Source organism: Kitasatospora sp. NPDC049258, from assembly GCF_040678895.1.
Classification (GTDB): domain Bacteria; phylum Actinomycetota; class Actinomycetes; order Streptomycetales; family Streptomycetaceae; genus Kitasatospora.
In genome coordinates this window covers 137,009-153,287 of record NZ_JBFAQT010000002.1, presented here as the reverse complement: position 1 = coordinate 153,287, position 16,279 = coordinate 137,009, and the positions used below count along the sequence as shown (strand labels likewise).

Genomic DNA, 16,279 nt, shown 5'->3' with positions numbered 1-16,279 from the left:
CAGTGCAGTTCCGCCGTCGGCGGAGAAAGGTGGGAGGGGTGAGCGGCACTCAGGAACGCCCGCTGCGGGCGGACGCGGCTCGCAACCGGGCCAGGCTGCTGGACGTCGCCACGGAGGTGTTCACCACCCGCGGCGTCGGTGTGCCGACCGAGGAGATCGCCCGGGCCGCCGGGGTCGGGGTGGGCACGCTCTTCAGGCACTTCCCGACCAAGGAGGCGCTGTTGGAGGCCGTGATGGTGCGCAGGCTGGAGGCGATCGCCGCCCGGACCGCGGACCTGGCCGCCGCATCCGAGCCCGCCGAGGCCTTCTTCGGCTGCTTCCGCCTGGTGATCGAGCAGTCCGCGGGCAAGAACGAGTTCACCCAGGCACTCGCCGCCGCCGGGGTGGACGCCCACGCGGCCCTGCAGGAGTCCAGCCAGGCGATCCGGGCGCAGCTGGCCGACCTGCTGGCCAGGGCGCAGCAGGTCGGGGCGGTCCGTGCGGAGCTGGGCCTGCCGGAGCTGGTCGCCCTGCTGGTCGGCACCGGCGCGATGATGGAACTCCTCGGCGCCGACCCCGCGGCCCGGGAGCGGATCTTCGAGGTGGTCTTCGACGGCCTGCGGCCGCACTGACCGGGCCAGCACATCGGCCCCCGGGCCTTGCGCGGCTTCTCGGCGATGGTGCGGTCGCGGGTGGGGACCAGCTGCACAGGCCGACGCCCGATCAAGGACGCGGGAGCGATGCCGGGCCCCTGGGCAGAGCTGTGGTTCGAGGGCTCCGTCCGGGGACCATACCGTGATCGCTCGGCAGACTGAAGTCGTGGCGCGGCGTCGCCACCCGCTACGACAAGACCCCCCGAGAGCCGCCTCGCAGCACTCCGCCTCCGCAGCCTCCGCCCACCGGGACCAGTCACCGGTGCCGGACGCTAAAGAGCCAGCTTGAACCCGTCGTGACTGCGCGCGAAGCCCAGCCTGCCGTAGAAGCGGTGCGCGTCCTCGCGCCGCTTGTTGCTGGTCAGCTGGACAAGCGCGCAGCCACGCGTGCGGGCCCGCTCGATCGTGCGCTCCATCAAGATCTGTCCGAGCCCGCCGCCTCGACGGTCGGCGCGGACCCGGACCGCCTCGATCAAGGCCCGCTCGGCCCCGCCCTTGCCCAGCCCGGGGATGTACGTCACCTGCAGACAGCCAACCACCCTGCCGCCATCACCCTGGTCGTCGACGCCTTCGACCAGGACCAGAATCTCGTTACGCGGGTCCACGTCGATCGCCGCGAAAGCCTGCTCGTACACCTGGTCGACCACGAGCGTCGCCGGGTCCACCACCCTCGCCTCATCAGCGAGCAGAGCGAGCACCGCGGGCAGGTCGGCGCGTGTCGCGGGACGCAGCGTGAGAGCGGTCACGTGGACGGGCCCAGAGTCAGCTGGCATGGAACCGACCATAACCGGCCCCTCGTCGGGACCGTCCGACCTGCCCCCGATCACGACTCCGCACAGGCCCTAGAACGCCGGGTGGTGCGCCCAGATCCGGCGGGACTCCGCGAGCGGGTCCACCACCTCCGACGGTTCGGCGTCCCAGATCCGGGCCACCGGGTGGTCGGCCGTGAACCGCGGCCAGCCCGGGTCGCCCGAGGTCGCGAAGGCGGTCCAGGAGGCGCGCAGGCGCTTGGAGAGGGTGTAGTACTCCTCGGGGGCCGAGCGGCCGAGCACGAAGGAGGCCAGCGGGCTGTCCGGGTTGCCGAAGGTCACCGACAGGTCGATGGTGTGGACGGCCCCCAGGACGCCCCGCCACACCGGGCTCTGCCAGGCGAACTCGTACAGGTGGGTGCGGCCGCCGGCCTCGGCGTGGGCCTGGGCCAGCCAGGTGGTCGGCATCCGGAACAGCGCGTCGGAGTACATCACGGTGTACAGCTGCGGATCGGTGTGCCCGGGGTACGCCCGGCGGTAGCGGTCGGCCGCGTCGGGGGCCAGGCCCAGGTGGCCGGCGACGGCGGCGAGGTCGAGCCCGGCGCGTGCGGCCCGGCCCTTGGGGCGGTGGCGCCGGGGGTGGGGGGCGGGGGCGGGCCGGTCCTTGTCGCGCAGTTGCCGGCCCGCCATCCACAGCACGGTCGGCAAGGTCCTGGCCAGGTCGGCGACCCCCATTTTGATCATGCCGCGTTCCATCGCGAACATGGTGAACTCGTCGCGGGTGTAGCCGCAGATCAGTTCGACGCTGCGGGCGGCGCCCGAGCGGACGGCCCGCCACGGCTGGTCCACCACGGTGACGCCGTCGACGACCGGCGAGAAGGCCGTGATCGCCTCGGGGGTGGTCCAGGCCGTGGGGTCGGCCGCCATCGCCCGCAGCGGCTCGTCCTGCACGGCGAGCAGCAACTCCGGTGCACAGCCGCCCACTTCGGCGGCCGGCACCCCGGCGGCCGCGGCGATCAGGCCGGAGATCCGCCGGGCCTCCTGCTCGGGCAGGAAGCGTCCGGCCATGCTCTGGACGATGGCGCGGCGGAACAGCCCCTTGGCGGCCGGCGCCGTCAGCAGCGCCGCCACGGACGCGCCGCCGCCCGACTCCCCGAAGATCGTCACATTGCCGGCGTCACCGCCGAACCCGGCGATGTTCTCCTGCACCCAGCGCAGTGCGGCCGCCTGGTCGAGGAAGCCGCGGTTCGCGGGAGCGTCCGGCACGTACCCGAAACCCTCGAAGCCCACCCGGTAGTTGAAGGTCACCAGCACCACGCCGCCGCGCGCCAGGACGGCCCCGTCGTAGGCCGGGTCGCCCGCGTACCCGCTCTTCCAGCCGCCGCCGTAGATCCACACCAGCACCGGCAGGTCGTCGCCGGCCTCGCCGGGCGTCCACACGTTGACGGTCAGGCAGCCCTGGCCGTCCTCGGGGCGCCAGGGCACCGGCATCCCCGGCACCAAGGGCAGTTGGGGCGGCGCGGCACCGAACTCGAGGGCCGGCCGCACCCCCTCCCAGAGCTCGGCCGGGGTCGGCTCCCGGAAGCGCAGCGGGCCCTCGGGCGGGGCCGCGTACGGGATCCCCTTGAAGATCTTGAGCCCGTGGGACGCCGTCCCCCGGACCGACCCGGCGGTGGTCGTCACGACCGGTTCCATGCGGTACCTCCTGCTGGTGGTCGGGGGGCGGGGCACGCGCCCCGCCCCCTCACTATCGGATCTCCGCGCCCGCGGAACGCCCAGGCAGGGCCCGGGCAGGGCCCGGGCAGGGCTCAGCGGCCCCCGGCCGCCGCGGGCCGGCCGCCGGCGGCGCCGGGCACGGACGCCCACAGGGCGCACCGGTGGTCGTCGGCGAACGTGGTGATGGTGCGGGTGGCCCCGTCGGGGCGCAGGCTCCGGGCCCGGTAGCTGTCGCCGCCGCCGGCCGTCGGCCAGACGGGCGGGCCGGGGGTGTTCGGGTTGCCGGTACGGGCGAAGGCCGCCCAGGAGCGCTTCATCCGGTCCGCCAGCTCCAGTTGGGCGGAGGTCAGTGGACGGTCCCCCATGGTGAAGTCGAACAGGTAGGCCAGTTCGGCGCTGTGGGCGTTGGACTCGTCCAGACCGGGCACCTGGGCCCCGGCCAGGGTCGGCGAGTTGGGGTCGTCGAACTCGTAGACGTAGGTGGGCACCTGGGTGCGCAGCAGAGCGGCGGTCCAGTAGGTGTGGCAGGCGAAGGTGGCGTCGGTGAGCAGTGCCGAGTAGGCGAGGTAGGGCGAACCGTAGGCCGTCAGCGGGTACGCGGCCAGAACCCGGGGCGCGTCGGCCCCGTACGCGACGGTGACCTGGGCGGTGTACTGCTCGGCGGTGAGCCGGGGCTGGGTGAGGGCGACCAGCAGGCGCGCCTCGGCGGCGTTGGAGCCGATCAGGATCGGGACCTGGTGCCAGGCGCCGGCGGCGATGGCCTCGGCGGGCCCGCGGGGCAGTACGGGCGTGCCGGTGGCCGGCCCCGGGGTGGGGTGGTTCGCGGCCGCGGCGAGCAGGGCGGCGGGCGGCGCCGCCCGCAGGCAGGTGAGGGTGTCCGGCCCGGGCGGGCAACCGGCGGCTTCGGCGTAGGCCTGGCCGTCGGCGCCGGCCGCCTGCTGGTCGGGCGCGGAGAGCAGGGTGCAGGGGCCGCTCTGCAGGATGGCGTGGCTGAACAGGCCGGCCGTGCTCGGCGCGGTGAGCAGGGCGCACACCGATCCGGCGCCGGCGGACTGCCCGGCGATGGTGATGTTGGCGGGGTCGCCGCCGAACGCGGCCGCGTTCCGGCGGGTCCAGCTGAGCGCGGCGATCTGGTCCTGCAGGCCCCAGGTGCCCGATCCGGGGGTGCCTTCCTGGTCGAACTGCGGCAGGGCCAGGTAACCGAGCTGGCCCAGCCGGTAGTTGATGCTGACCACGACGGTGCCGGTGAGCCTGGCGAGCGTCGCGCCGCCGAACTGGGTGCCGGTGCCCTGGGAGTAGGCGCCGCCGTGGATCCAGAAGAGCACGGGCAGCCGGGCACCGGGCGCCGCGTCGGCCGGGCGGTAGACGTCGAGGTAGAGGCAGTCCTCGCTGACGTTCTGCGGGTCGCTCAGCCCGAACGGCGAGAACTGCAGGCAGGCGGGCGCCTGTTGGGCGGCCTGGCGCACGCCGTCCCAGCGGGCGGGCGGCTGGGGCGGCCGGAAGCGGCGCGCGCCGGTGGGCGGCGCCGCGTAGGGGACGCCGAGGAAGGCCTGGACGCCGTCCAGCTGCCGGCCCGCCAGCAGGCCGGTGCCGGTGGCGGCCAGCGGTCGGGCGGGCACCCGGCCGGCGCCGTACGCGGGGACGGCGGGCACCAGCAGGGCCGCGAGCGCGAGCAGCAGGACCAGGACGGGGTGCGGTCGGGCGGGAACGTAGGGCCGCAAGGGCGCGTGGGGTCGCAAGGGTCCTCCGGAGGAGAGCAGGGGCACGGGGGCGCTGCTACTTCTTGGGCGCGGTGCTCCAGGCGAGGTCGGGCAGGTAGCCGACCGCGGCGATGAAGCCGGTGACCTTCTTGGCGTTGTAGGCGTAGATGCCGTCCATCCGCAGCACGGGGACGAACCAGGCCTGGTCGACGGTGTAGCGGGTGACGTCCTGGTAGAGCGCGGGGGCCCGGTCGGCGGGCGCTGCCGCGGCGGCCGCCAGCCGGCGGGTGAGCTCGGCGTCCTCGGTGGCGAACGGGTTGAAGGCGGTGGGGTGCGGCAGCATCCAGTCCAGGGACGCCAGGTAGCCGCTGGCGCCGCCGTAACCGAAGCCGAGGGCGGCGTACTTCCTGGAGGTGGCGTTGCTGAGCCACTGGCCGATGCTGGTGTCGGTGGTGAGGTCGACGTCCACGCCGATCTGCTTCCACTGCTGGACCACGGCCTGGGTGACCAGGTCGATGCCGGCCATGCCCTGGGTCTCCATCGTCAGCCGGAAGCCCTTGGGGTAGCCCGCGTCGGCGAGCAGCTTGCGCGCCCGGTCGGCGTCGTACGGGTAGTGGGTGTCGTAGTCGGCCGCGTAGCTGTCGATGCCCGGCAGGGTGATCTGGTCGGTGGGTTGGCCGTACTCCTGGACGACGGCTTTGGTGATGGCCTGGCGGTCGACGGCGTAGTTCAGCGCCTGGCGGACCCGGACGTCCTTCAGCGGCGGGGCGAGGGTGCCCTCGCGGTCGGCGAGGTTGACGCCCAGGAAGAAGGCGGGCGACTTGGTGATCGTCAGGCCGCCGGAGCGCGCGGTGTCGACCTGGCCGGCGTTGAGGGCGAGGATGTCGCCCTGACCGGTCCGGACGGTCTGCAGCGCGGTGTTCGGGTTGGGGACGACCTTGATGACCACCTTCTTCCAGTGGATCTTGGACTTGTCCCAGTAGTTGGGGTTCGGTCGGTAGGTGTAGTGGTCGCCGGAGGCGGTCCCGGCGGTGTCCAGGACGTAGGGCCCGGCGCCGAACGACTGGGTGCCCAGCTTCGCCGGGTCCGCCAGGCCCTTGGGGCTGATCACCGAGCCGATCATCAGCAGCTGGGTGAGCAGCTGGGGCAGGTTGGGGTGCGGGGAGGAGCAGTGGATCCGCACGGTCGTGGGGCCGGTGGCGGTGACGGAGTCGATGGCGGAGACCCAGGAGACGTTCAGCCCGTTCCTGCGGGAGTAGTCGAGTGAGGCCGCGACGTCCGCGGCCGTCATCGGGGTTCCGTCGGCGAATTTCACACCGTCGCGCAGGGTGAACTCGAAGGTCTGGTTGCTGTCGTCGACGTACCCCCAGCGGGTGGCCAGGCCGGCGTCCACCCTGCCGCCCTCGCGCATCCGCAGGACGGTGTCGTAGGTGAGGTTGACGAACCAGTTGTCGGAGCCGACGTTGGCCTTGGCGGGGTCGAGGCTCGCGGGCGGGCTGGCGGAGACGACGGTGAGGGTGTCGCCCTGGGCCTGGGCGCCGCCGCCGGTGGAACTCGCGCAGGCGGTGGCGGAGGCGGCGAGGAGGGTGAGCGCGGCCAGGGCGGGGGCGGTTCGGCGTCTGAGCATGTCGATGCCTTTCGGAGGAGTGGCGCGGCGCGGTCGGGAGGTCAGCCGGCCGGGCCGGACAGTTCGGCGGCGCGGTGGCAGGCGGTCAGGTGGTCCACCGGCCCGGCCTCGGGGCCCGCGGGGTGCGGGAGGAGGACCGGGCGGACGGCGCGGCAGAGGTCGACGGCATGGGCGCAGCGGTGGGCGAAGGTGCATCCGGTGAGGGCCGGCGGCATCGGCGCGCCGGCCTCGCGGTGCGCCCTGCGGGCCCGCTGGACGGCGGGGTCCGGTTCCGGGACGGCGGCGATCAGCATCCGGGTGTACGGGTGCCGGGGCTCGGCGTACACCTGCGCGGCGGGGCCGGATTCCATGATCTGGCCACGGTGGAGAACCACGATGCGGTGCGAGAGGTGGCGGACCACGGGCAGGTCGTGGGCGATGAACAGGTAGCTGAGGGACAGCTCCCGCTGGAGCTCGGCCAGCAGGTTCATCACCTGGGCCTGGATGGAGAGGTCCAGGGCGCTGACCGGCTCGTCGCAGATGACCAGGCGCGGGGAGAGCATCAGCGCCCGCGCAATGGCGATCCGCTGGCGCTGCCCGCCGGAGAACTGGCCGGGGTAGCGGTCGGCGGTGTCGGCCGGCAGGCCGACCCGCTCCAGCATGGCGGCGATCCGCTCGGCGGTCCCGCGGCGGTCGAGCTTCTCGTGCACCAGCAGGGGTTCGGCGAGGGTCCGGCCGATGGTGCGGGCCGGGTTGAGGGAGGAGTACGGGTCCTGGAAGACCACCTGCAGCGAAGCGCTGAGGGTGCGTCGGGTCCCGGGGCCGGCCCGGGTGATGTCGGCGCCGTCGAACAGCACCTGGCCGGAGTGCACCGGGGTGAGGCCCAGTACGGCGCGGCCGATGGTGGACTTGCCGGAGCCGGACTCGCCGACCAGGCCGACGGTCTCGCCCGGCGCGACGGCCAGCGTGACGCCGTCGACGGCCCGCAGCGGCGGGGTGCGCCGGCCCTGGCCGAACTCCACGCCGAGGTCGCGCAGTTCGAGCAGGGGTGGGGTGGTCGGGGTGCTCGGCGTGCTCGGCGTGCTCGGCGTGCCTGGCGTGCTCGGCGTGCCTGGCGTGCTCGGGGTGGTCGGGGTGCTCGGCGTGGTCATCGGCGCTCGGCCTCCAGCAGGAGCTGCGCCGAACGGACGCAGCGGGTGATCCGGTCGGGGGCCGGCTCGGTGAGGGCCACCGGGGCCGCGGTGCACCGCTCGTCGGCCAGCGGGCAGCGCGCCGCGAACCGGCAGCCGGGGGGCCGGTCGCCGGGCGGCGGCACGGTGCCAGGGATGGTCGGCAGTGCCCGGCCGAGCACGGCGCGGTGCGGGTTGGCGGCCAGCAGTCCGGCTGTGTAGGGGTGCAGCGGGAGGGCGAACAGCTGCTCGACCTCGGCCCGCTCGACGACCTGGCCGGCGTACATCACCACCGCCCGGTGGCACAGGTCCGCCACCACGCCCCAGTCGTGGGTGACGATGAGGACGGCCATGCCGGTCCGCTCCTGCAAGGTGCGCAGGAGGGTGAGGACCTCGGCCTGGACGGTGACGTCGAGGGCGGTGGTCGGCTCGTCCGCGACAAGGAGTCGGGGATCGCCGGCCAGCGCCAGGGCGATGGCCACGCGCTGGGCCATGCCGCCGGACAGCTGATGCGGGTAGCGGCGGGCCACCGCGGCGGGATCGGGGATGTTGACCATCGCGAGGAGTTCCAGGACCCGGTCGCGGGCCGCCCGGCGGGTGCCGCCGCGGTGGGTGCGGACCGCCTCGGCCAGCTGCCGGCCCACGGCGAAGGTCGGGTCGAGGGCGACCATCGGCTCCTGGGAGACGTAGGCGATCCCGGTGCCCCGCACCCGGGCGCGAGCGGCGGACGCGGCGGACGCGCCGGTCGCGCCGGCCGCGGCCACCAGGTCGACGCCGTCGAAGACCACGCGACCGCCGGTGATCCGCCCGCCGCCCGGGATCAGGCCGAGGACGCCGAGCGAGGTGACGGACTTCCCGCAGCCGGACTCGCCGACCACCCCGAGGGTCTCGCCGGCCCGGACGTCGAAGCTCACCTCCTGCACCACGGCGGCGCCGCCGATGGCGATGGACAGGCCGCGCACCGACAGCAGCGCCGCCGGGTCGGGAGGGTCGGCCGGAGCGGTCGGGGCGGCCGCCCGCGCGGCGTGGGGTCCGGCCGCGGGCGAGCGCCGGGAGGACGGCGTGGCCGACCAGTTCTCCACGGCGGCGTCGCGGACGGCGTCCCCGAGCAGCCCGAGCGCGACCACGGTGATGACCAGCGGCACGCCGGCGGGCACCAGCATCCATGGATCGCGATCGATCGCCTGCGAGGCATCGGCGACCAGCCCGCCCCAGGACGGGTCCGGAGGCTGGGCACCGAGGCCGAGGAAGCCCAGCCCGGCCTGGACGGTCACCACGATCGCGGCGAACAGCGCGGCCTGGACGATCACGGTGCTCGCCAGCCGGGGCAGCACGTGGCGGCGCAGGATCGCACTGCGGGACAGTCCGGCGACCCTGGCCGCCGCCACGTAGAGCTCCTCGCGCACGCCCAGGGTCTGCGCGCGCAGGATCCTGATCAGCCCGGGGCTGCCGAGCACGCCGAAGGTGACCATCGCGGCGTGCAGGTTGCCGGGGAACACCGACAGGACGACCAGCACGATGATGATGCCGGGCAGGGCGAACATCAGGTCGGCGGCCCGGGTGATCAGCCGGTCCACCCGGCCGCCGAGGTACCCTGCGGCCAACCCGAGGCCGACGCCGACGACCAGGTACACCGCCAGCGCCTCGGCGACCGCGAACAGGGTGGAGCGGCCGCCGAACAGCAGCCGGCTCAGCAGGTCCCGGCCGAGCGTGTCGGTGCCCAGCGGGTGCCGGCCGGACGGGCCGGCCAGCACCCGGTCGAGGTCCTGCTCCAGCGGGCCGTGCGAGGTGAGCAGCGCCGAGCCGGTGGTCGCCAGGGTGAGCAGCACCAGCCACCCGACGGCGAACACCGCCGCCGGGCGCCGGGCCAGCCGGCGCGGCAGACCGGGCCGCGGCGGCACGGTGGTGGCCCGGTCGGGCACGGTGGTGGTCCGGTCGGTCATGACGCACGCACCCGGGGGTCGAGGCGGCCGTAGGCGAGATCGACCAGGAGGTTCACCAGGACGACCAGCACGGTGATGTAGAGGACGGCGCCCTGGATCACCGGGATGTCGTGCTGCACGGTGGCCTGCTGGGTGAGGCTGCCCAGGCCCGGCATGGCGAAGACGGTCTCGACGAAGACCGCCGCGGCCAGCAGGCTGACCAGGACCACGCCCAGCACGGTGACCACCGGCAGCGCGGCGTTGCGCAGCACGTGCCGGTACAGGACGGAGCGCGGCCGGAAGCCGTTGGCCTCCAGCACCCGGACGAAGTCCCTGCCGAGGGTGTCCAGGACCGAGTCGCGGGTCTGCTTGGCGATGATCGCGACCGCGCCGAGCGACAGCGACACCACCGGGAGCACCATCGAGCGGGCCCACTCGCCGGGATCGTCGAGCAGCGGCACGTAGCCGGTCACCGGGAACCACGGCAGCTCGACCGCGAACAGCGCGATCAGCACCAGGGCGAACCAGAACGCCGGCACCGCCAGGCCGAGCAGGGACAGCCCGTCCACGGCCCGGACCAGCAGGCCGCCGCGCCGCGCGCTGGCCAGCCCGAGGGCCACACCCAGCACGCCGGACACCGCCGTGCCCGCGACCACCAGGGACAACGAGACCGGCAGCCGGCTGCCGAGCAGGGCGGTGACCGGCTCCCCGCTGAACAGCGAGGACCCCAGATCTCCGTGGCAGGCCTTCGCCAGCCAGTGCCAGTACTGCTCGATCAGCGGCTCGTCCAGGCCGAGTTGGGCGCGGACGCTCGCGTACTGCTCCGCCGTGGCGTGCTGGCCCACGATCGTGCGGGCGGGGTCTCCCGGGACCAGCGAGACCAGGACGAAGGTCAGACCTGAGACAAGGAACAGCAGGGGGGCCGATGACAGTAGTCGCCGGGCCACCAACCGAAGGATGGCCATGCTCACCTCATTTGATGCGCAGTCAGGGAGACCCGGAGTACCGGGTGAGGTGCAGTGGGGAACGCAACTGTGGGGCGAATTCGCCGTCGCGCGGGTTACACGTGACATCGCCGCTGTTACCGGCGGCGGCAGGGGTCGCAGACTGTCGTCCTTGCGACGGTCGCAGCGTATCGCGTTGATTTGACTATCGCCAGAAGAAATGCACAAGCAATCCGGCCGATCCGGGCGAGCGCGCCACGGGTGCGGTTACACGTGTAACATCACGCATCCCGGCAGCCGGCCCGCGTTCCGCACCCCGGAATCGTCGCCCGCACCGGCCCCTCGCCACGGCCCGGCAACCGCAACGCCGCTCGGCGTGCCAACACCACACCGCCGCTCGACGCGGCCACCTATCGGCCCCCTTCTCCGCCGCTTGTGCCCGCCCCCGGGTGGGCGACGGACACCCCGAGAGAGACCCATGCCCGAAACGATCACCCCCACACCGGACCGCACCGCCCCCGCCAGGGGACACCGACCGCCTACCGGCCCGCGCACGCTCGCGCTGGGCGTGGGCTGCGCCCTCGCGGCCGCCGCGATCGGCGCAGCCGTGGCCACCGAGGCCGGCCACCCCGCCCTCCAAGCCATCGACGACGGCTGGCTGCACCTGATGGGCGGTCCGCACCGCGGCGCCCTCCGCGCCGCGGCCGGCCTGCTCGACCTGTTCGGCGGACCACCCGGGATCGTGGTCCCGCTCGCCCTGCTGGCCGTCCTGCTGGTCCGGCGGCGCTGGTGGTCGACCCTCTACTTCCTCACCGCCTACGTCGGCGGCAGCATGGTCGTCGTCCAGGTGCTCAAGCACGCCGTGGACCGGCCCCGCCCGTCGGCCCCCCTGGTCCGGGTGGATCACGGCTCCTTCCCCTCCGGCCACTCCTTCGGCGCGGCGCTGCTGACCGTCCTGGTCGGCGCGCTGTTCGTCACCCCGGCCCACCGGCGCCCGTGGTGGCTGTTCGGCGGCTGCTTCACCGCGGCGATGATGTGGAGCCGCACCTGGCTGCACGCCCACTGGCTCAGCGACACCGCCGCCGGAGCCGCCGCGGGAGCCGCGACCGCACTCCTGCTGTGGTGCGCCTTCGCTCCCCTGCTGCGCCGGGAGGCGCGGCCGGCCAAGGGCGCGGCCGGGTAGCAGCCGATCCGGCCGCCCGGGCCGGCCACCCAACCCGCTTGCGCAGCCGCGCAGTTCGGCCACGCACTCCGACCGACCACTCCGACGAGCCTTCCGACGAGCAACGGCTCGTCCCCCGGCGCCACCGGGGGACGAGCCGTTCGGCCGCGCGCTACCGCCGGTCGGCGGGCCGCCCCACCTCCTCCCGCCGGAGCAGCGGGGAGAGGACCCGCCAGAGCAGCAGCGCGGCGCCCGCCCCGCCGAGGGCGCCCGCCACCGCGTCACTGGGCCAGTTCGAGTGCAGCCACACACCGGTCCAGATCACCAGCACGGTGAAGCCCGCACCGAACAGCCACCACCGCAGCCGCCCGGCCCCACCGGCGGCCACCACACCGAGGACGACCGCGATCGCGGCCGCGCTGTAGGCGTGCGCGGAGGGGAACGACCCCCCGTCGACCAGGGTCCACGGGTCGGCCGGTCGCGGGCGGTCGACGGCGCTCTTCAACGGGAGGACCACGAGCACGTCGGCCACGACGCAGGTCAGAAAGGTGTAGAGCGCGGACCACCAGCGGCGGCAGACGAGCAGGTAGCCGGCCAGCAGCAGCGGGGCGACGAGGCCGGGCGGGCCTCCGATCCCGGCCTGGACGATCGTGGACACGACGGTGAACAGGCTGTCGTGCGGGCCGCTCATCGCGCCGGTCAGCACCGTGTCGAAACCTCGCAGGACGGGGGTACGGGCGTCGGCGGCCAGCAGGCCGGCGATCGCCAGCGAAGCGGCGAGTGCCGCCGCACCGACCAGGGCCGCGTACCGCGGCGCGGTGTGCGGCCCCGGTCTCTGTTCCAGGGGACGTTCAACGGACATGTGGCACCTTTCGGATCGGCCGCCGCGGGCATCGACGCGCGCCGGTCGAGGAGGGGAGGGGCCCCGGAGTGCGGGGACGGATCCGGCGGCGGACGCCGCCGCCGGACCATGGGGCCGCCCACGCATCGGCATGGACGGACGGAGGTCTTTCGGCGTTCACCGGTCTCGGCGTTCTCGGCGGACCAGCAGGGGCGCGCCCGGCGCTCACCTCGGCCGAGGCCGGCCGGGCGCCCGCCGCCGAAGGGGCCAGAGCATAGCGTGATTACGGCCACCGTCAACAGGGCGCGATACCGGATCGGATCGCACCTCGCCCCGACCGGCGCAGCGGCGCACCATCCCGATCGCCGCCGGGATCTGGCGCGACACCGCGGACGGGTGTAGAAAGTCTCCTGCCGGATGACACGTGTAATCAGACAGTGGTCCACTCCCCCGGCCCTCCACCCCGCCTGCCCTGCGTGCCCCTGTGCCCCTGTGCCCCTGTGCCACGCCGCGGGCTTCACCCGAGAGGCTTCCCGTGCGACGTTCCCGTTCCCTGCCGATGACAGTCGCCCTGCTCTGCACCCCCGCGCTGGTCGGCGCCCTGCCGGCGACGGCCGCCGACCGGCCCGCCGGGCCGGCGCCGCTGCGCATCCTGCTGAGCAACGACGACGGCTTCGACGCCCCGGGCATCAGAGCCGTCTACGACCGGCTCACCGCAGCCGGGTACGAGGTGACCATCGTCGCGCCGCTGCACAACAACAGCGGCGCGGGCACGAAGATCAACTCTGTTCCCACCGTGACCGTCCAGCACCCCGAGGAGCACGTCTGGGCCGTGGACGGCACCCCCGGCGACTCGGTCCTGTTCGGCCTCTACCAGGTCTTCAAGGACAAGGCCCCGGATCTGGTCATCTCGGGCACCAACTTCGGCCCGAACTACGGGACGTTGGCCAACCACTCCGGCACCGTGGGAGCCGCGGTCGCGGCCCTGGAGAACGGTGTCCCGGCGATCGCCGTCAGCACCGACTTCACCGGCGGCAACCCGCAGGCCACCCTCAACGCGATGCGTCCGACGGCCGACTTCACCGCCAAGCTGGTCGCCCGGCTCAAGGAGCGGAGCAAGTCGGGCCGGCTGCTGCCCGCGGGCGTGGGCCTGAACATCAACCACCCGGTCGTGGGCGCCGACGGCACCGGCACGGCCAAGGGCATCGCGATCACCACCCAGGACGGCGGGCGCATCGTCACGCCCAGCTACTCCCCCGCGGGCGGCGACACCTGGAACGTGAGCGTCGCCTTCGCACCGGGGACGCCCGCCCGGGGTTCGGACCTGGAAGCCGTGCAGGACGGCAGGATCGCCATCTCCCCGTTGTCCGCCGACTGGGACGCCGCTCCGTCCGACACCGCCAAGGCCACCGCCGCACTGGCCGGGCTGCACCCGTAACCCGACCTCACCGGCCACCGAGAGGCATCAACAGTCGGAGCCCGGCCGGTCGTCCGATGCACGGCGCCGCCGGCCGGGCCCCGTGGTCCAGCAGGGCCTTGCCCCAACGGAGTTGACGTGGAGAGATCGCAAGCTCGCCGTCAGCCGTCCCCGCCCCTGTCCCCTTCCCTGTCCCCGGCCCCGGCCCCGGCCGGGATGGCCTGCTCCGACCAGATCGTCTTGCCCCCGCCGGTGAAACGGCTGCCCCAGCGGTCGGTGAGCTGGGCGACCAGGAAGAGTCCACGCCCGCCCTCGTCGGTCTCCCGGGCTCGGCGCAGCCGGGGTTGGGTGCTGCTCGGATCCGACACCTCGCACACCAGCACGCCGGCCCGGATCAGCCGGAGCCCGACGGGCGCCCCGGCGTAGCGGATGGCGTTGGTGACGAGTTCGCTCACCACGAGTTCGGTGACGAAGGCGAGTTCCTCCAGCCCCCAGGTGGTGAGTCGGTCCACGACCAGTGCCCGCGCCCGCGCGACCAGCGAGAGGTCGGCCTCGAACTCCCACGCGGCCACCTGGTCGCGCGGCAGCCGCCGGGTGCGGGCCAGCAGCAGCGCCGCGTCGTCCGTCGGCGAGGGCGGCAGCACGCGGTCGAAGACCGCCTGGGCGCTCTCCCCCAGCGGGGCCCCGGGGCGCACGGTCTCGCCGAGGGCCTGCCCGAGCCGGCCCATCCCGTCCTCGAGGTCGCCGGTGCGGCCAGCGAGCAGACCGTCCGTGCACAGGGCCAGCGTCGTGCCCTCCGGCACCTCGAACTCGGTCGCCCCGAACGGCATCGTGCCGACGCCGAGCGGCGGCCCGGGTGCGGCCTCCAGGAAGGCGGGCTGCTGCCCCGGGGCGCACACCACCAGGGGCGGGTGGCCCGCGGAGGCCGCCGAGCAGCGGCCCGTCACCGGGTCGTAGACCGCGTACAGGCAGGTGGCCCCGACGAGCGCGAGCCCGGAGGCGGAGGACGAGGAGGAGGCGGCCCGGCGGTCGGGCCCGGCATGGTCGGGCCCGGCATGGTCGTGCTCGGCCGAGAAGCCCAGCACGAGGTCGTCGAGGTGGGTGAGCAGTTCCTCCGGCTCCAGGTCGAGATCGGCGAGCGCCTGGACGGCGGTGCGCAGCCGCGCCATCGCGGCGGTGGCGTCGAGTCCGTGGCCGACCACGTCCCCGACCACCAACGCCACCCGCAGCGAGGGGAGCGGGATGACGTCGAACCAGTCCCCGCCGACGCCGCTCGCGCCGCCCGCCGGCTGGTAGACCCCTGCCGTGTCGGCGGCGGGCAGCCGGGTGTCCGACCGGGGCAGCAGGCTGCGCTGGAGGGCGAGGGCCGCGCGGTGCTCCTTGGTGTACCGCCGGGCGTTGTCCACGCTCAGGGCGGCCCGGGAGGTGATCTCCTCGAGCAGCGCGGCGTCCTCGTCGCCGAACGGGGCGAGCGGCCCGCCGCGCCACAGGGTGAGGCAGCCGAGCACCAGGCCGCGGGCGTACAGCGGGACGGCCATCGAGGAGTGCGCGCCCTCGGGGATGAAGGAGCGCAGGGCCTGCGGGTCCAGGGTGAGCGCGCGCCGCAGGACGTCCAGATCGGACACGACCACCGGGCGGCCCATCATCAGGGGCCGCATCAGCGCGTTGTCCGGCACCGGGGGGATGGCGTCGCCCGCTCTGAGCAGGTACTCGGCGCGGACGTCCGTCCCCTGGGCGGCGGCCACCCTGCGCAGCCGGACATCGGCGCCCTTGACGAGCCTGGGCGGCTCGTCCCCCATCAGCACCGCTTCGGCGAGGTCGACGGTGGCCAGGTCGGCGAAGTCCGGGACGAGCAGGTTGGCGAGGGTCTGGGCGGTGTCCACCAGGTCCAGCGACTCGCCGATCCGGGCCGAGGCGCGGTGGGAGAGTTCGAGCCGCCCGCCCGGGCCGGGTGGTTCGCCCGGCGTGAGCAGCACCAGCCAGCGCGGGGCGCCGGATGCTCCCGCGGTGGTGTCCGTCGTCATCGGGGTCACGGTGGCGTCGAACGCCCGGGCCGCGCCCGTCGCGTCGGCCAGCCGGATCCCGTGCGGCCCGTCCTCGTGCCGCTCCGCGAGCAGGGCGCCGATCGGCTCGCAGGCCTCGCCGGGCCGGGCGCCCAGGAGCGCGGCGGCGGCCGGGGTGAGCAGCAGCAGTCGCCCCTCGGCGTCCACCACCACCGCCGCGCGGTCGTGCGCGGCCGCTCGGTCCGGTGCCCGGAGTTGGCTGCGGCTCATAGGCGGAACGCCTCACATGTGTCGTCCTGCTCATTGTCGCCCGCTGCCGACCGCTGTGCGACCGGCCCCCGCCGGGCCCGGCGCGCGCTCCCCGGGCCGGGTCGTCCCCCCGCCGATCTGCTGATCCTCGGCTCCGGGGCCGCCGGGC

General features: G+C 74.5%; 12 protein-coding genes. 3 read left to right on the top strand and 9 right to left on the bottom strand.

The window, feature by feature from the left end:
- Positions 1–38 precede the first annotated feature (38 nt).
- A complete protein-coding gene (locus AB0K43_RS02560; protein WP_363634956.1) occupies positions 39–611 on the top strand; it encodes a helix-turn-helix domain-containing protein in 573 nt (190 codons plus the stop codon).
- Positions 612–904: 293 nt separating this feature from the next.
- On the opposite strand, the gene AB0K43_RS02555 is transcribed toward AB0K43_RS02560, so the two are convergent.
- The 7 genes from AB0K43_RS02555 to AB0K43_RS02525 form a co-directional block, all read right to left on the bottom strand.
- Entirely contained in the window at positions 905–1,405 is a 501-nt protein-coding gene (locus AB0K43_RS02555) for a GNAT family N-acetyltransferase (RefSeq protein ID WP_363634954.1), read from the bottom strand.
- A 69-nt stretch (positions 1,406–1,474) separates the two neighbouring features.
- Positions 1,475–3,076: a carboxylesterase family protein gene (locus tag AB0K43_RS02550; protein WP_363634952.1), complete on the bottom strand. Its 1,602-nt coding sequence runs from the start codon at positions 3,074–3,076 to the stop codon at positions 1,475–1,477.
- Between the two features lie 113 nt (positions 3,077–3,189).
- Positions 3,190–4,818, bottom strand: coding sequence for a carboxylesterase family protein (locus AB0K43_RS02545; RefSeq protein ID WP_363634949.1), 1,629 nt, complete (start codon positions 4,816–4,818; stop codon positions 3,190–3,192).
- Positions 4,819–4,873: 55 nt separating this feature from the next.
- Complete coding sequence (locus AB0K43_RS02540; RefSeq protein ID WP_363634947.1) at positions 4,874–6,424, bottom strand: ABC transporter substrate-binding protein; 1,551 nt, start codon at positions 6,422–6,424, stop codon at positions 4,874–4,876.
- Between the two features lie 41 nt (positions 6,425–6,465).
- Positions 6,466–7,554, bottom strand: a complete 1,089-nt coding sequence (locus AB0K43_RS02535; RefSeq protein ID WP_363634944.1) for an oligopeptide/dipeptide ABC transporter ATP-binding protein — start codon at positions 7,552–7,554, stop codon at positions 6,466–6,468.
- A complete protein-coding gene (locus AB0K43_RS02530) occupies positions 7,551–9,515 on the bottom strand; it encodes a dipeptide/oligopeptide/nickel ABC transporter permease/ATP-binding protein (protein ID WP_363634941.1) in 1,965 nt (654 codons plus the stop codon). The genes AB0K43_RS02535 and AB0K43_RS02530 overlap by 4 nt, the downstream gene beginning before the upstream one ends.
- Positions 9,512–10,459, bottom strand: a complete 948-nt coding sequence (locus AB0K43_RS02525) for an ABC transporter permease (RefSeq protein ID WP_363634939.1) — start codon at positions 10,457–10,459, stop codon at positions 9,512–9,514. The genes AB0K43_RS02530 and AB0K43_RS02525 overlap by 4 nt, the downstream gene beginning before the upstream one ends.
- 457 nt (positions 10,460–10,916) lie before the next feature.
- Between AB0K43_RS02525 and AB0K43_RS02520 the strand changes: the two genes are divergently transcribed.
- Positions 10,917–11,621 carry a phosphatase PAP2 family protein gene (locus AB0K43_RS02520; protein ID WP_363634937.1) on the top strand — a complete coding sequence of 235 codons (705 nt, stop codon included), beginning with the start codon at positions 10,917–10,919 and terminating at the stop codon, positions 11,619–11,621.
- A 151-nt stretch (positions 11,622–11,772) separates the two neighbouring features.
- On the opposite strand, the gene AB0K43_RS02515 is transcribed toward AB0K43_RS02520, so the two are convergent.
- Positions 11,773–12,462, bottom strand: a complete 690-nt coding sequence (locus tag AB0K43_RS02515) for a phosphatase PAP2 family protein (protein ID WP_363634935.1) — start codon at positions 12,460–12,462, stop codon at positions 11,773–11,775.
- Positions 12,463–13,000: 538 nt separating this feature from the next.
- On the opposite strand from AB0K43_RS02515, the gene surE reads away from it, so the two are divergent.
- Positions 13,001–13,879 carry a 5'/3'-nucleotidase SurE gene (gene surE, locus AB0K43_RS02510; RefSeq protein WP_363634933.1) on the top strand — a complete coding sequence of 293 codons (879 nt, stop codon included), beginning with the start codon at positions 13,001–13,003 and terminating at the stop codon, positions 13,877–13,879.
- 140 nt (positions 13,880–14,019) lie between these two features.
- Here surE and AB0K43_RS02505 read toward each other — a convergent pair whose 3' ends face one another.
- Entirely contained in the window at positions 14,020–16,131 is a 2,112-nt protein-coding gene (locus tag AB0K43_RS02505) for a SpoIIE family protein phosphatase (RefSeq protein WP_363634931.1), read from the bottom strand.
- Positions 16,132–16,279: the final 148 nt, after the last annotated feature.

What these genes read in the sequence shown, in the direction of transcription:
- surE (WP_363634933.1), top strand. Translation starts at nt 13,001, where the DNA reads ATGACAGTCGCCCTGCTCTGCACCCCCGCGCTGGTCGGCGCCCTGCCG.
- AB0K43_RS02505 (WP_363634931.1), bottom strand. Translation starts at nt 16,131, where the DNA reads ATGAGCCGCAGCCAACTCCGGGCACCGGACCGAGCGGCCGCGCACGAC.
- AB0K43_RS02550 (WP_363634952.1), bottom strand. Translation starts at nt 3,076, where the DNA reads ATGGAACCGGTCGTGACGACCACCGCCGGGTCGGTCCGGGGGACGGCG.
- AB0K43_RS02535 (WP_363634944.1), bottom strand. Translation starts at nt 7,554, where the DNA reads ATGACCACGCCGAGCACCCCGACCACCCCGAGCACGCCAGGCACGCCG.
- AB0K43_RS02525 (WP_363634939.1), bottom strand. Translation starts at nt 10,459, where the DNA reads ATGGCCATCCTTCGGTTGGTGGCCCGGCGACTACTGTCATCGGCCCCC.
- AB0K43_RS02515 (WP_363634935.1), bottom strand. Translation starts at nt 12,462, where the DNA reads ATGTCCGTTGAACGTCCCCTGGAACAGAGACCGGGGCCGCACACCGCG.
- AB0K43_RS02555 (WP_363634954.1), bottom strand. Translation starts at nt 1,405, where the DNA reads ATGCCAGCTGACTCTGGGCCCGTCCACGTGACCGCTCTCACGCTGCGT.
- AB0K43_RS02530 (WP_363634941.1), bottom strand. Translation starts at nt 9,515, where the DNA reads ATGACCGACCGGACCACCACCGTGCCCGACCGGGCCACCACCGTGCCG.
- AB0K43_RS02540 (WP_363634947.1), bottom strand. Translation starts at nt 6,424, where the DNA reads ATGCTCAGACGCCGAACCGCCCCCGCCCTGGCCGCGCTCACCCTCCTC.
- AB0K43_RS02520 (WP_363634937.1), top strand. Translation starts at nt 10,917, where the DNA reads ATGCCCGAAACGATCACCCCCACACCGGACCGCACCGCCCCCGCCAGG.